Here is a 15361-nt window from a genome sequence, read left to right on the forward strand (position 1 = left end):
GTGCTGAGGAACCAACAGAGCGAAACGTAGTGATTAAAAAGCTTAACCACAAAAGGCTCAGGGTTTACGTAAAACCAAGACCTCACGTTGTACAATCGCTAGAAATACAATCTGGAGAGCAACTTGCCTAGATCGATTCAGTCTACCCAACCACCACTAAAATTTATTCCCCAACGATTGAATCCTTTGGTACTCCAGATTGTTCGGTGGTTACTGCCGATCGCACTACGGTTTCGTACTCGCCCTTGGCTCCCGGCTGGGATTGTCAAGATTGAAGCCAAGAATGTTGAAGTATTAGCTGAACTCTATCAACAATTTCAGGCTGGAAAAATTCGCTTTTTGTTGGCATTTCGCCACCCAGAGGTGGAAGATCCACTCTGTATGCTGTATTTGCTTTCTCGGATTGTGCCACAAGTTGCCCGTCAAAAAGATATTACACTAAAATCCCTCGTTCACAGCTATTTTCTTTATGACCGAGGTATGACAGTTTGGGCTGGAAAGTGGCTAGGTTGGCTGTTCTCTCTGCTGGGGGGTGTGCCGGTTCGTCGTGGTAGGCGACTAGATCGGCAAGCTATCCAAAATGCACGGGAGTTGTTTGCTAATGGCGCACTACCGATCGCAGTAGCGCCGGAAGGCGGTACTAATGGTCATAGTGGCATTGTTAGCCCCTTAGAACCTGGTGTTGCTCAAATGGGGTTCTGGTGTGTAGAAGACTTAGAAAAAGCTAACCGTTCTGAGACTGTGATCGTTGTACCAATCGCTATCCAGTATCGCTACGTTGAGCCACCTTGGTCTAAGATAGATTGGCTTTTGAGTAAGTTAGAAGCTGATAGTGGCTTGAAAGTTTTGGAAATTGATTCGGGCGATGCCTGCGGCGGGCAAAGCCTACGCGAAGAAATTTACCATCAACGCCTCTGTAGGTTAGCTGAATATCTGATTACCGAGATGGAAGAGTTTTATCGTCGCTTCTATCATCAAGATATCCCCAAAACCATCTCAACTGATGAATCTGCTAGTGCTAATCAGGTATTAATTGCCCGACTCCATCGCCTACTGGATAAGGCTTTACAAGTTGCCGAGCAATATTTTGGAGTTCAAGCACAGGGTAATTTTATTGACCGCTGTCGCCGTTTGGAAGAGGCTGGCTGGAGTTACATTTACCGAGACGATTTGCCAGATATCAATGCTTTAGCACCCTTCAAACGCGGTTTGGCAGACTGGATTGCTGAAGAAGCCGACTTGCGAATGCGGCACATGCGGATAGTGGAAAGTTTTGTTGCAGTCACAGCTGCTTATATTCAGGAACAACCAACGGCGGAACGGTTTGCAGAAACAGTTTTACTTGTATTCGATATGCTTTCTAGAATTCAGAATACAACACTTCCGGGGCGACCTCGGTTAGGTTTGCGACAGGCACAAATCACTGTGGGGGAGCCAATTTCAGTTACAGAACGCTTCAGAAATTGTCAGGGCGATCGCCAAGCCTCTAGACAGGCTGTGAGCGATTTGACAAAAGATTTGCAAATCGCTTTAGAGAAGATGATTAGATAACGGAAATTCTAAGACTTTTTCGCTCGAATTTTGTCAAAGATTGCACCTTCATCAAAGAATTTTTTCTGAATTTCGTCCCATCCTCCTAAATCTTGAGCTTTGAATATCGTTTTAATTTTAGGAAATTTGCCTTCCGTTTCTTTTGTAATAGTCAGGTCAACGGGACGAAATCCTAATTTAGTAAACTCTCGTTGCGACTCTGGGGTGTAAAGAAATTTGATAAATGCTTCGGCAATCGGACGAGTACCATGTTTATCAACATTTTTGTCTACAACAGCAACAGGATTGTCGATGGAGATATTAATATCAGGTACAATATATGAGATTTTTTTACCATTTTTTGCTAGTAAAATCATCTCGTTTTCGTAGTTGAGCAGAACATCACCTTGATTATCGTTGAAGAATAGTTCAGTGGCATTTCGAGCCGTTTTAGGTAACAAAGGTGCATTGTTATAGACTTTGGAAGTAAAGTCTATTGCTTGATTTTCATTTTTGCCAGTTTCTATTACAGAACCCCAGAGACTAAGGAAGTTCCAGCGAGCACCGCCAGAGGTTCTAGGATCAGGTGTAACCACATTTACGCCATCTCGTGCCAAATCTGCCCAAGTTTTGATATTTTTGGGATTACCTTCACGAATAGCGATCGCGTTTAGAGATTTGGTAACAATTGCATCATTAGGCGCTTCTTTTTCCCACGCCGATTGAATAAAACCTGCCTGAACAAGTTTATTAATATCAAGAGCAAGTGACAGGTGTACCACATCAGCTTCTTTACCGTCAATCACAGCAAGAGTCTGGGAACCCGATCCATCATAGCTTTGATTGAAAGTGACATTTTGATTATGTTCTTTCTTCCACTGTTCGATAAATTTGGGAATGATCTGCTGGTATGCTGCACTAGTAACTGAGTAAGAAACAAACGTTAGTGTGACATCATTCTGGGAAACTGCGCCAGTATTACCAGTATTATTGATATCACGTGGAGAGCAGGCAGCCATTATTACACTCAAGCTAACTCCGACTAAGAATAGGAACGCAACACCCAATGAAGAATACTTGTACAACCAATTTCGTATTAGTTGTACGCGCCACTGTCTTCTAGCATGTAAAGCTTTAACAATATAAGTCTGAACTAATTCAGTCAAATATCTCCTTGATTTAAAAGTACGTTGCCCCTGGTTCATCAAATTTTTCCCTTAATATGCGGTAACTTGATCTGGATGCTGTAGTTAAGGGGCATTATAAAACAGTGGTTAAGGATAAATAATTTTTTATTAACCTAAATTTAAACAAATTATCTCCGTACCGAAATCAACCAGCCAGAAGCGGACGCTGTTCAACTAACCTTGATGCGACAACAAGCATCAATTGACTTGCGTCAAACTCTTCAAATCGTGACTATACGCAATGATCTTCAGTTTTTGACATTGCTAACTTGGTCTGAACTACTCCCGTCTAGTAATTTGCTTCGTTCTATTAGAGCTTGGTGCCCAACTTGTTATGAAGAACGACGCACAACTAGTCAATTAGTTTTCGAGCATTTACTTTGGTCGCTGGATGTAGTTAAAGTTTGCCCGCATCACCATCAAAAGTTGAGTCAAAAGTGTCCTCATTGCTGTCAGACAAATTACCTTTTGGCTTGGCGATCGCGGCCAGGATAGTGCTCTAAATGCTTGAAGTGGCTTGGAATGCCATTGGACACTCAAATAAGCGACAAAATCTAGAAGCAGTGCTTGAGAGTAATGATTCCCCATCACCATAAATGGAAGAGGTTGCTAGAACACCGATTCAGTAATCGAAGAACAAAAGAAAAATCAGCTCATAGTGAAGTAAATAATCAATGAGAAAATAGAGTAGACGCTTACCAGCTAATGCTTCTAGCGACAAGCAAGCCTTGAGAGATATTTAACAAAGTCTCAAGGATAGGTGCAACCTGAATTGAGGTAGATTCAGGTAATAAATATGCTAGTCAATTAACCCCTGCTGGTCGTGCCAAGCTCCGAGAACCTGTTGCTGCCCTTGCTTCCTTATCTCATATTGGTCGCTGGCAAGGAGATCAAGTTCGTTACGTTGGTTATCACAAAAATCTATTTGATCTCTGCCGTACCGCTGTCGTTCATAATCTTCATGTCCTTGCAAAAACTTTTACTCATGCTACTGAGAAGTCTGCTACTCCATCCTGATTACTGAATCGGTGTTCTAGTGCTTGTTGTCGCAGACAGGTTTTGAGTAAATAGGTTTTAATAATGGAGCTAAGCGGATTCGAACCGCTGACCCCCTCAATGCCATTGAGGTGCGCTACCAACTGCGCTATAACCCCAGAACTCTTAGTACGCAAGCTAAAAAAGCTTACTAATTGGTTCTATAAATTGTATTAGCTTAATTATTATGCAAGTTTATGCAAGTTAAGTCAAGACAACTATATTAAGTTATATACCAGCTAGTAAGCTAAAACACATCTAATTTGCATATTAAAATTTTCTTAATATCTTGTGGGGTGGACATATTATCCGCTCTGATTATGCAACTTGAATGCTGATTAGTTTATGTCTAATTCAGCTGGACGTACCTTAATTTCAATAACTACTCTATTTTCAGCAGTGTCAGCTAAACTTAAAGATAAGTATTTCTGATTGCCATTGAATAAAAGTTTATAAAATTTTAATCTTAAACGACCTTTCAGGGCTTCAATTCCAACTTTCATGACTATCATGCTGTTGAATAAGCATAGTCATTTGATAGTAAAAAGAGCCTTATAGATAAATTAAGCTCCTTAGCAATATTGATGACTAGAAGCTGAAAGCTTTATTTTATCCTACTTTTAAAGTGGCTCAGGTCGGAGTTGAACCAACGACCCCAGGCTTATGAGTCCCGTGCTCTAACCAACTGAGCTACTGAGCCAGATTTATTTAAATCATTAACTAGTATAGCATACAAATTTGCTCAATACTAAGCCCTTTTGGAATTTTGTTATAACTTCTATTCCTATTGAAGTAATAGGAATCAGAAAAGGGAGGTAAACTCCCTCAACTAACAAAGCAATGATTTAGTTAAAGACAACTAAGAATTACAGGCGTTGTGGTAGAAAGGCTATTGGGTTAACAGCACCCTTGCCTGATGGATGAATTTCAAAGTGGCTGTGTGGGCCAGTGCTGTGACCAGTAGTACCCATTAAAGCAATTGTTTCTCCTTGATGTACCTGTTGACCCGGTTGCACCAGAATCTTGCTGTTATGAGCATAGCGAGTACTACTGCCATCAGGATGATGGATTTCGACGAGGTTGCCGTAGCCACCATTGTTCCAGCCAGCTTTCTCTATTGTACCGTCAGCTGAGGCAACAACTGGCGTGCCAGTGGAGTTAGCAATATCAATTCCCTTGTGCGGTCTTCCCCAGCGCATACCAAAGCCAGAAGTGAGAGTACCCTTCGTCGGCCAGATATAAGCCAAGGTTGAAGTAGATGGAGGAGGTGTAAGCTCGTCAATGGGTCTGGGTAGATATTGATCCACTGCTGCTAAAGGCGGCATTATCTGTGGAGAAACTGTAGTTCCTCGCATCTTTCCTAAAGAGTCAGAGGCATTTACTCTTCTAGAAGGCGTTGCAACCCTTGTGGCAGATTGAGTGCGAGAGGGAGTCCACTGACTAGCAGAACCTAGATTAGGCAAGAACTCTGGGTTTACTGCTTCGGTAGCACGTACAGTAGTCTGGAATTGGGGCTTAACTGGCTGAACGCTATAGTTACCTCGAATCGGTGTCGGAACTGGAATTGGTATTGCTATACTATTTGGTCTAGATGCAGGGTTAGGTACACTGAAATTATTGGGCGTAGAAATAGGAGTGAGCATAGCAGCATTATTAGCTTCAATCGCTGCTGCTGGCACAACTAAATTACCAGACTGTTGAGCGCGATATTTCTGCTGTAACCTCTGAATTTCCGCTTGTAAGCCCCGCAAACGGTCATTATTACTATTGTTTACCCTTGCTACCCTATTTGCTGGTGTATTAGGCTGTTGCATTTCGGCAAAAGCTTGTGGCGCTGGAATATCACCACCGACGCCATAAGACTTAGCTGTAGGGGGGGCAGTTTCTAAGTCAGTCGCACTGTTTGCCTGAATCTTTACAGTTACTGGTGTAGGGACGGCAACACTACTGTTGTCAGCAATAGTTGGTGATTCTGAACTAGGTAGATATGAGTTGGCACTACCAATATTCAAAGGGGAGGTGGCAACATGAGGAGTTTTGCTAGACTCTACAAAAGTGGGCTGACTCGCTACAGTTGCCTCAACTTTAACAGCAGGAATTTGAACAGCAGGAATAACTAGTTTTTGACTAATTTGCAGCTCATTGGGATTATTGAGGTTATTTGCTTTAACTAGTTCTGATACTGAAGTATTGTATCTGCTAGCGATCGCTGCTAGTGTATCTCCAGGTTTCACTTCGTAGGCTGTATGTGTCGAGGAGGCAATCACTATTGGCGCCGCTGCTACAGATGCACTTGTCTGTGTCTTCTGTTTTAACCTCGATATCAGGTTCGCTTGGCTTGCATCGCTAGAAGTGTCTGACTGGGCTGCTAATGCAGTCTTCTCAACCACAGTTATCGGCTGCGCCAATTCTATATCAGCTTGTGATAAATTTTTGGTTTCTCCAGACTGTAACTGCGCCAGACTCTTTCTTAAACGGTTCGATTTTTCTTGTAAGCGATTTAGTGCGAACTCTTGTTGCGCCTTAAGTTGTGCATTTATTTCACTGTTGACTGCGCCAGATGTTGCCACTATTTGTGGCTGGGCAGTTAGTGATGCATTTGTACTATCAACACTATAGTCAGACAGATTATTGACTGTTGGAAAACTAGTTTCGGCTAAGGTATTGTTCAATCCCTGTGCCACTTTGGGCTTTAGGTAAGTGGAATTTTTATAACCTGCGTTTGTTTGAGAAAACGTGTTTGATGCAGGAACTTGCAAAGATATTCCACTTGCCGCGACTTGCCATTTAGCTTCAAGCCCAGGCACTTGTGAGACTGCCGTTGGTTCCACGATTACAGGATTTTCCGGCACGCTCGCTGATGAGACTGCTTGGGACTCCAGCTTAGTGGAGGCGAATTTCACCTTGGTGTCAGGAACAGCAGGAATTGTTGAAGTTGCCTTTTGGCTGCCTACTGGCACCGCTGCTTGGGCTTGATCGCTTTGTCGAGTCACCAAAAGGCTGGTTGCTCCCATAGAGATTGCCAAGCCAATCATCGCCGCTTTTGTCCGCACCCGGCTGTTAACTTTTGGATTCATCACATTTAGCAGTTCTACCGGGGCATCATCGCTGCTGGGGGTATTGTTCAACACAGCTTTTACTCTCTTTTTCAATGCTCGTTTCAAAGACGACCTCCTATGATCACTAGCGCTTAACTGACCTCGATTTTTCAGTTGGATACTAGTCAATGATTTAGATCACAACAAACGATAGATCGAGATCACATTCACCAGAGATGCTTACGCAAGATTAACCTGCTTCTCTGATTTAGACAAGTTCACATCTGTTAGCAAAACTTAAATTTTGCTGTGTTTACTTATCCGAACCACTCCTAACACCACTTAGGATGATTTGACTCTTTACCATTATCCGCGCTTGTCTTGCGTCAATCGCGGGGATTGGACAAACTATTTGCCAAGTCCAAGTCGCTGCTGAAAATTAAATTGCGGCGACTTCTGGAAAAGTTATGCCCCCTGCTGTAGATATCTTCAAGATATTTCTACCCCATCCGTCTTCTCAACACGAGACTTTACGTTGATTATTCCCTAAAAAACAACCGTATTAACTATCGACTACTTTTGGGCTGATTTCTGTCCTTTATTGAGCCAAAATAGCTCAAATGTAAGACATGACTGGATTTTAGCAATTTCGTTCCTAGTTTAGGATGTTTTAAATTCATCAAAATCTATCATTCAAATTTGGCAATATCCCAAGTTTCATATACAAATTTCTTATAATAACCTTACTATACTTGTAAGTATCTTCCACTACATTTTGCGAATAAATCCAATTTTTGGTATATTGTTTTACACATTTTTGCTGTCACAAAGAAAATTTTTGTAGTCACAAATAATTTGTCTAATAGGTTTCTGAACAGGTTATAAGTAAATACACTTATTCTCATCAATGTAAACAACTATTGTAAATAGCCTAACTGACGACGGGTTTCAAATAAGCCAATTGCTACACTTACTGACAGATTCAAGCTGCGAACCCCCGGTTGGCTCATGGGAATATAGAGAGTAGCATCGCAATCGGACAGAATTGCTGGTGGTAAGCCCGTGGTTTCACTACCAAACAGTAGCCAATCATCAGATTGAAACTGAAAGCTTACATAATTACAATTTCCACCAACCGTATAACCCAACCATCTGCCGCCACGCTCCTGATGTACGGTTTTAAAGGCTTCGAGGGATTCGTAATAGTGTAGTTTGACATAAGGCCAGTAATCCAAGCCTGCTCTTTTGAGGTAGCGATCGCTAATTTCAAACCCCAAAGGCCCCACCAAATGCAACTCTGTATCCGTAGCTGCACAAGTACGGGCAATATTACCTGTATTAGGAGGTATCTGCGGGTTAACTAAAACTACCTGAGGCATTATCCGTACAATTTACGTATTGTATAAAACAATTTATTGTCAATGTTAAATCTACCAAAAGGTAGAGGCTATTCATAGGTTTTGTTAATAATAATCAAACATCATCTATCGATTAGATTTTTAAAACGAAGTACAAACTATCCCAGAGCAATGCCTGAGTGGATATTTGGCTACAATCGGTAAATATTAAGTTTTGTGTAGAAAAAGTAAGTACTTGTGTCTTTTACGGCTGGTAGTACCTGCAATAAAATCTACCATTTGTATGAAGACAAGAGTGAGAAGTGGGAAGTAATAAGTGGGGAGGTGAGGGGACAAGGGGATAAACAAAGTGTTTTCTCAATGCCCAATCCCCAATGCCTTTTGAGTTAACCCAGCAGAGACGAACATAATTTGTCTTCGAGTTCAATTTCGCGCTCTTGGGTGGCGACAATAGCTTGAGTGATGACGCGCTGGCTGTCAAAACCGACTGTGTGTAATTGCAACCACTGTTGAGCTTCATTGCCTTCACGGAGGATTTTGTGCAAAGGGGAAAGGAAACAGCTAAAACCTTGTTGCTTGGCGATCGCCCAAACATCTTGGTACATTTGAGCAATCCAATCTCTCGCTACAATGCTTCTACCATCTTGCCAATGCCTCAACTGAGCATCGAGACTACTAGCAGCAGCAGCAGCTTCATTGTCAGTAGTGAGGGTGACGAGTTCTTCAGGAGAAAAGGTACTTTGGGTTAACGGATCGATGCTAGGATTTTCGATTATTTGCAATAGACGCGCTTCTAATAAGGCAGTAATAGCTAGCAAGGCAATGGGATCTGTGACTAAATCACAAATTCGCAATTCTAGGCGATTTAGGTCATAAGGACGGCGATCGCCATTTGGTCGCACTGATGCCCACAAATGCCGCACGTTTTGCATGGTTCCGGCAACAAGTTGATCCTCCACCCACTGGATATGATCGGCGTGGCTGGCAAATAAGGGGACATGACTAGGCGTTTGTGGGAAGACGCCCCAACGGGTGGAGTGATAGCCAGTAGTTTTGCCATCCAAGAAGGGAGATGAGGCACTCAAGGCGAGAAATAAGGGTGCTTCCATACGGATCACCCGACAGGCCCGCATTAATACTTCTGGGTCGTTGATGCCTACATTGATGTGTACGCTGGCGGTGACTACTTTTGTCCCGTAGGTGTTCTCAATGTAATCATGATAGGGGTTTGCTGGATCGGAACGGAGAAAGCGATCGCCCCCACCTAAAGATAAAGTACTCCCTGGTATTAAGGTGTAATCGCCCAAACGATTGAGGTAGTTTCGCAACTCCCGCCGGGGACGCAGCAAGGCACACAATAAATTTTCATAATTAGGGGATGGTTGAGTTATGTATTCAACGTTGCGGCTATCTGGTTCTCGCATAAATCCATCTAAAGCCGCAACAATTTTGTCGGAGAGACCGACGATTTCACCTTGAGGCGTGCCAGTATACATCTCAATCTCAAAGCCTTTTAATAAGACCACCTTGTTCTCCTCGCCTCTCTCTACCTATAAATTGTATCGAACAAGACGAATCTCTGGATCTATCTTTAAGTCAATCAAAGGTTAAGAATCATTTAATTGCCAATCCCTGCAAAATCAAGACGGCATATTTCTGGGCTGTCTTCCGATAACTTATTACTATTGAAGTATGAAAAATATCCTAGTGTAGGTTAAATACGGTACAAAATAAAATCATTGGCTGAATCACTCTCTTGAACAATCTTAAGACGTATAAACTGCGCCCATACTTGATCACTAAGTAAGTTTAAAGCAGTTTCGGGATTGTTAATTGCGATCGCGCCGATAACTTTACGCCATTTTTCTTGTAATGACTCAATAAAAACTTCTTCAAGAGAAACTTGACTCAGCAACGAAAGTGCTGTTTTAAAACTTGCTGAATCAGGTTGTATATTCTTCGATCTTAATCCTTGAAGTGCTACATTCAACCATACAGGCAGAAGTTCTAGCCAGTTATTTTGCTCTATCTTTTGGAGTGCAATATCTTCCATACCTAGCGCACCCCACACACATAAAGACTCTACAGCCAGTTTATAATCGCGGTTTGCTAGAGCATTTTGCCATAATTTTTTAGCGTGATTTTGGAAGCGATTAGCAAGAAATTCATAAGCTTCCTGGACTTGATGGGGAATTGTAACTTTATAAACTGACTCGCCTCGTGGTAGGTAATCACCGCGATAAGATAGCCAGTTATGAGATCCGCAAATATGGATTTCTTTATCAACTATTACTTCTTTAACATGGGAATCTCCCAACCAAAAAATCTGTACAGATGGTAAACCATCAGGCGTTTTTATCGCTCGAAGTTTTTTCTCTACTTCTGGTGTAATTGATTTATCTTCATCTTCTTGTCGCTGCAAAATTCCATGTCCAATTAAAATCCAAACTCCGCGATTCGCTAATTTCTGTAATAGAGCTATAAAATTTTCATTTACAACAGCCTGATTCACCCACGGAGAATAAATTAGAAGCTGACTTTTAGCCAAATTTAAAATTTCTGAAAAAGCTTGGCTAATTTGTCCATCTCGTAACTGTACGGCTTCACCTAGCGCTTTATATTTATCTACTTCACCACTGGCTTTTGTGGCAGTTTCTAGCGCCTTTTTACGAATATTTTCGAGTCTAGCCTCTATTTCAGTATTTTTCTGCAAGAGATTGGCTTCACGTTCCAAATGGATGGTTTCAATTGATAATTTGCATAATGATTGCAAGGATATTTTACCTTCAGTGTGTAGAACTTCTAACCAATTTGATGCTGACTCTAAAATTTGCTTTCCATTTCTAATTTGGATACTCAACTTATCTTCAAGGGCATCGAAGATAATGAAAAGAGATATTTTTCTCCAAATTTTTTGAGTCAAACTTAGTACCTTAAAAGAAGTGACGATTTTTCCCTCTTCTGGTACATGAAGTGCTAAACCTGAAGCTTGAAGACTTTTTTTGATTTCCTCAAGTGGTAAGGAAGCAATATCAGCAATCGTATTATCAATAGTTATAAAGTCTGCTAAATCAGGCAAAGTTATCGGTGTTTCATTTAAGGATTCAGATTGAAAGGTTATCTTGTCGCTTAAAGGGTCTATGATAGCATTAATTTGTATAGGATATGGCGGCTGTGGTACAGACCCTTTTTCATAAAATGAGCGACCTTCAGGAGTAACTGTTAGTGGCGATGTTGCTGATAGAGTTTGTAAGGAACGAAGAGTTGCAGTAGTAGTTTTAATAAATACAGAATCAAGCCCAAGTACAGAGGCTAATTCATCCTCTGTTGGCGAAGGTTGAAATTCAATAGCAGCGCGGATAATAAATTCTTCGAGTACGTTAAACTGGCGGGGTTCTTTTATATTTACTTCTACCTGAGTTTGACGCAAACTATAACGGAATTGACGCGCGGCTAAAACTGACAAACTAGGACTATGTGCTTCTATTTCGTCTACCAATTTTTTGAGATTGTCATCAATAGGTTTAGTAGAATAGGCGAGAAACATCAACAAAACCTCCATGTAAACGCACGATGTTTGAAACATTGGAGTACATACTCCCAACTTGTCCACGCTGTTGAGTAAATAGCGAATGACAACCCACAATTATTAGTAATTCTTGAGCGTGTGAAAATGCAACGTTAACTCGTTCTGGTTTCTTGGCAAATCCCACATCTCCTCTACTATTATTGCGAACCATACTCACAATTACAAGAGGTCGTTCCATGCATTGAAATCGGTCTACTGTACCAGTGGTGATTTGCAGCGATGGGAAAAGTTTAGATTGCAGGCGTTCATCAATTTTTCTGAGTTGAGCGCCATAAAAAGTAATCACAGCGATTTATTTTTTTGGTTCACCATTAGTAACTCTAGAAGCCCAAGTAGTCTCGAACTGCTTACACAAAATTTCAATGGCATTAATTTCTGGAATATTATAGAATGAAGTTCCTGTACGTTTCTCTTGAAACTCATTAGCTTCAGGCGTTTTTACCTAGATAAGATGCTTAGATTGTTGGATGATTTCGCCTGCTAAATTATGTTCGCGTTTTGTATCCGGCTCTAAAATACCACATTCTAGTTTACCATCATAAAACTGATTTATTGCCCCCATAATTATGGGGTACATTCGATATTGAATATTTAACATTCGTTTGATGCTATCATTAGCGGTTTCAAACTGAATTTTGAACAGTGACTCTTGCAATAATTATAGTTCTGTATTTGTGCTGCCAATCTCTTGAGAAACTTCCTCTAAAGTCTTAGTATCAAGCATGGGTGGTAATTGTCGATGGTCGCCTACCATGACTATTTTTTTGCCTTTCAAGGCGGGGATTAATAACTCTGGAAGAGTACATTTACTAACTTCATCAATAATGACGACATCAAAATATTTGAATTCTTCAGAAAAATCTCTTTTTGCAGCTTGAACACAGGTGATACCAACGACGTTGGCATTATTTAGATAAATCCTCTTTAAATCAGTGCGTAGGCATAGCCCAGTGCAGGCATCGCCTTCCGTTGGCTGTCTTAATTTTCCTATCCAATCTTGGACAAAGTGCTGATATCGATTGAGATAAATTTCTTCATTTTGAAGTTGCTATTGCCAAGATTCAAACTGAGTCTTGATATTGCGTAACGATTCCAGATTAAATAAGTCTGTAGAATCAATTTCAGGCTTGAATTTACCAGGAATAGCTTCCCAAATTGACTGCCACCAAGTTCGCTCATTTGAGATATATTCTAATTGCTGCTGTAAATGTTCAACAATATTCTGGATTTTACTTTGAATTTCTATAAACTTGCTTTTGTATGTTTCAGTTGTTGTCTGCAAGCTATAAATGCGAATTACCAGCAGGTCTTTGATAGTCGAAAGTGTAATAAAAGGATCGATTAAGGAAATCAAACTATCAAGTTGTTCTAGCCGATTTTCCCAGTTCCGTATTTTTGCTGTAAATTGTGGGGATTCAGTCAGAATATTTGATGAATTATTGAGGTATCGTTGCACTAAAAGTCTTAATTCATTCGGTAAGTGGGGAAATGATGAAAGTTCTTGCAAGAGTGCGATCGCTCTTTGAAATTTGAAATCAGCCTGACTGCGATAAGTTTTTAGCTGCTCTTGATTAGCAGATATTTTTTGCTGTTTATTAGTCGCCAACCTTGTCTGTTCATTTAATTCAACATCAAGCTGCTTTTGCTCTTTTTCTGTTTCAGCCTGTAGTTGCTTCAGCCATGTATGCGCACTCGTAATTATACCATTAACCACTTCATCTGTAATTTGGGAGATAGCGGATTCACTTTCAACAGGTTGAACTCTTTGACATATAGTCTGGGCTTGTCTCCTAATAGCCTCAAGAGTTCCCGCCGCACCATAACGGCGGCTATACGGACGTAATTTTTGAGCTATGGAATCCAAACTTTGCTGGTTGACAGCAACCGCAAGTATCCATTCGATAATCCGACCCCAGATCCCTAATGGTTTCTCAATGTCATCGATACTATTTTGTGCTACTTGCTTCAGCTTTATGAGAGATTCCACAGGGTCTAGCGGGTTACTAACGCTCACCTGAGAAATGGCAGCTTCATCAATTGAGCGATTACCTAGTATATTTCGTCCCCGCACGAGTAAATCTCTGATTTCAGTAACCCGACTGCGTACCCTATCCCATTGGCGATAATTTGGAATTAATTCATTGACTTTCAACTGACACTGATCAATACTCTGTTGCCAGGGTAGATATTGATCTGCGATCGTCATGCTTCGTAATCCCGAAGGTAATGAGATTAAGTTAACTGTAAAGTCTTGACGATTTTGTAAGCACTGTGTCAATACATTGATAATATTTAAATTAGCTGTAGATAGCCATATATCAAGGTCATTTATTGCTAAACTGACTTCAGATTCACGGTTGTGTAGATTTCTAACTCTTGATTGGAAGCTTTGCTGGTTAGCAAGCAATTGTTGGTGATTTGACTTTAAGCGAGCAAGAGATTCTGAATTTTGCGTGTAACTTTGTGCAGCTAACTCCGCTTCGGTCATTGCCATAGCTATATTACTAGCGTAGGCTAATGCTGTGCGGACTTCAGCAATCCAAGAAGCTACGGTGTTCTGCAACCAATCAGCTAAACCAAATAAACTATGATTTGGTTGAACCATACCAAGTTCAGAAGCCAAATTAATTGCTAACCGAAGATTTGCAGCAAAGTTTCGCAATGAAGCGTCTGTAGATATGTATTTATTCAGACCAGCCCACAAATTAAGAAGTGCTGGATCTTGCCAGTCTACTGAAGGTGCTTGATTCAGCAATTCCTCTAAAGCAGTTTTCAGAGATTCAACCTCGCCTAGTTGAGATGCAGCTTGATTGTATTCATTTTTTTGGGTCGTACAAGCTGACTCTAAATTTGCTTTACGTGTCTGTAATAAATTCTGCTCTCTATTAAATACCTTTTCTACTTTCAGGTATGCTGTGAAACGTTGTGATGCTGACAGCAATTCACATAAAACTCTTACGTTATCGAGGTGCTGGGTAAGATTTTTTTCGCAGTTAGTAGCAGTATTTTCTAACCATGTACCAATCACTCGATCTTTTAGAAATGGCTGTCCTTCTTCCCCAACTCTTTCGGCGTTTCCCTTTTGCACAGGTCGGATTATAGGGTTATGAACTAATCGACTCAGGGCATTATCTACTGCTAAATTGGCTTGAGAAGTAATTAGAGTGCGTCCACCCCGTAGAGCAACTTGATAGCAAATCTCGGCAATTACAGTAGTTTTCCCAGTACCCGGTGGCCCTTGAATTAAAACTAAATCTTCAGCTGCCAGCACCATTTCTACTGCTGCTTTCTGGCTAGGATTAGCTGAGGATAACAACAAATCTTCTGGTCGCAATTCGACGGTTTTTTGTATAGGTCTTGCTTGGGAAGCGTCGAATAAAAAGTTTCCTAAATAGGGATTTTGAGTATGTCCCTGTTTTAATTGTGTCAAGGCTGCTTTTTTGCGTCGAATCTGTTGGATGTCACCAACTGCCTCGAAAAACAAAAATCTGGTAGCTGGTAGCTGATAACGTCCTGCTGCCATGTAGTCGCCCCTTCTACCCACACCTAAAGGATTTTGGCATGCTGTAGAAGTAGATTTACGAGAAATTTTGAATGCCATTTTCTACGTGTAACGGACTGGAT

General features: G+C 41.0%; 12 protein-coding genes, 2 tRNA genes and 2 pseudogenes. 3 read left to right on the forward strand and 13 right to left on the reverse strand.

The window, feature by feature from the left end:
- Positions 1-123 precede the first annotated feature (123 nt).
- On the forward strand, positions 124-1551 hold the full coding sequence (locus V7K60_RS29380; protein WP_334930913.1) for a lysophospholipid acyltransferase family protein: 1428 nt from the start codon (positions 124-126) through the stop codon (positions 1549-1551).
- Positions 1552-1559: 8 nt separating this feature from the next.
- Here V7K60_RS29380 and V7K60_RS29385 read toward each other — a convergent pair whose 3' ends face one another.
- Complete coding sequence (locus V7K60_RS29385; RefSeq protein WP_334930915.1) at positions 1560-2549, reverse strand: sulfate ABC transporter substrate-binding protein; 990 nt, start codon at positions 2547-2549, stop codon at positions 1560-1562.
- 351 nt (positions 2550-2900) lie between these two features.
- Here V7K60_RS29385 and V7K60_RS35455 point away from each other — a divergent pair.
- A pseudogene (locus tag V7K60_RS35455) lies at positions 2901-3086 on the forward strand (TniQ family protein); the annotation flags it as partial.
- A gap of 6 nt (positions 3087-3092) precedes the next feature.
- Here V7K60_RS35455 and V7K60_RS29390 read toward each other — a convergent pair.
- Positions 3093-3305: a hypothetical protein gene (locus V7K60_RS29390; RefSeq protein WP_334930916.1), complete on the reverse strand. Its 213-nt coding sequence runs from the start codon at positions 3303-3305 to the stop codon at positions 3093-3095.
- 216 nt (positions 3306-3521) lie between these two features.
- Here V7K60_RS29390 and V7K60_RS29395 point away from each other — a divergent pair.
- Positions 3522-3734, forward strand: a pseudogene (locus tag V7K60_RS29395) (hypothetical protein); the annotation flags it as partial.
- A 64-nt stretch (positions 3735-3798) separates the two neighbouring features.
- Here V7K60_RS29395 and V7K60_RS29400 read toward each other — a convergent pair.
- The 11 genes from V7K60_RS29400 to V7K60_RS29450 all read right to left on the reverse strand — a co-directional run bounded on the left by V7K60_RS29400 (position 3799) and on the right by V7K60_RS29450 (position 15260).
- Positions 3799-3871, reverse strand: a tRNA-Ala gene (locus V7K60_RS29400).
- Between the two features lie 219 nt (positions 3872-4090).
- Positions 4091-4255 (reverse strand): hypothetical protein, encoded by a 165-nt coding sequence (locus tag V7K60_RS29405; protein WP_334930918.1) that lies wholly within the window; start codon positions 4253-4255, stop codon positions 4091-4093.
- 123 nt (positions 4256-4378) lie between these two features.
- Positions 4379-4452, reverse strand: a tRNA-Met gene (locus V7K60_RS29410).
- Positions 4453-4618: 166 nt separating this feature from the next.
- Entirely contained in the window at positions 4619-6916 is a 2298-nt protein-coding gene (locus V7K60_RS29415; RefSeq protein WP_334930920.1) for a peptidoglycan DD-metalloendopeptidase family protein, read from the reverse strand.
- A 791-nt stretch (positions 6917-7707) separates the two neighbouring features.
- Complete coding sequence (locus tag V7K60_RS29420; RefSeq protein WP_334930922.1) at positions 7708-8169, reverse strand: tRNA (cytidine(34)-2'-O)-methyltransferase; 462 nt, start codon at positions 8167-8169, stop codon at positions 7708-7710.
- Between the two features lie 365 nt (positions 8170-8534).
- A complete protein-coding gene (gene gshA, locus V7K60_RS29425; RefSeq protein ID WP_334930924.1) occupies positions 8535-9674 on the reverse strand; it encodes a glutamate--cysteine ligase in 1140 nt (379 codons plus the stop codon).
- Positions 9675-9862: 188 nt separating this feature from the next.
- Positions 9863-11695, reverse strand: a complete 1833-nt coding sequence (locus V7K60_RS29430) for a hypothetical protein (RefSeq protein ID WP_334930926.1) — start codon at positions 11693-11695, stop codon at positions 9863-9865.
- Positions 11673-12023 carry an AAA domain-containing protein gene (locus V7K60_RS29435; protein WP_334930928.1) on the reverse strand — a complete coding sequence of 117 codons (351 nt, stop codon included), beginning with the start codon at positions 12021-12023 and terminating at the stop codon, positions 11673-11675. The genes V7K60_RS29430 and V7K60_RS29435 overlap by 23 nt, the downstream gene beginning before the upstream one ends.
- Before the next feature lie 156 nt (positions 12024-12179).
- Complete coding sequence (locus tag V7K60_RS29440) at positions 12180-12392, reverse strand: AAA domain-containing protein (protein ID WP_334930930.1); 213 nt, start codon at positions 12390-12392, stop codon at positions 12180-12182.
- A 3-nt stretch (positions 12393-12395) separates the two neighbouring features.
- On the reverse strand, positions 12396-12767 hold the full coding sequence (locus tag V7K60_RS29445; protein WP_334930934.1) for an AAA domain-containing protein: 372 nt from the start codon (positions 12765-12767) through the stop codon (positions 12396-12398).
- Positions 12768-12785: 18 nt separating this feature from the next.
- Positions 12786-15260, reverse strand: a complete 2475-nt coding sequence (locus V7K60_RS29450; RefSeq protein WP_334930932.1) for an AAA domain-containing protein — start codon at positions 15258-15260, stop codon at positions 12786-12788.
- Positions 15261-15361: the final 101 nt, after the last annotated feature.

It is taken from the genome of Nostoc sp. (assembly GCF_036917555.1).
Lineage (GTDB): Bacteria > Cyanobacteriota > Cyanobacteriia > Cyanobacteriales > Nostocaceae > Nostoc.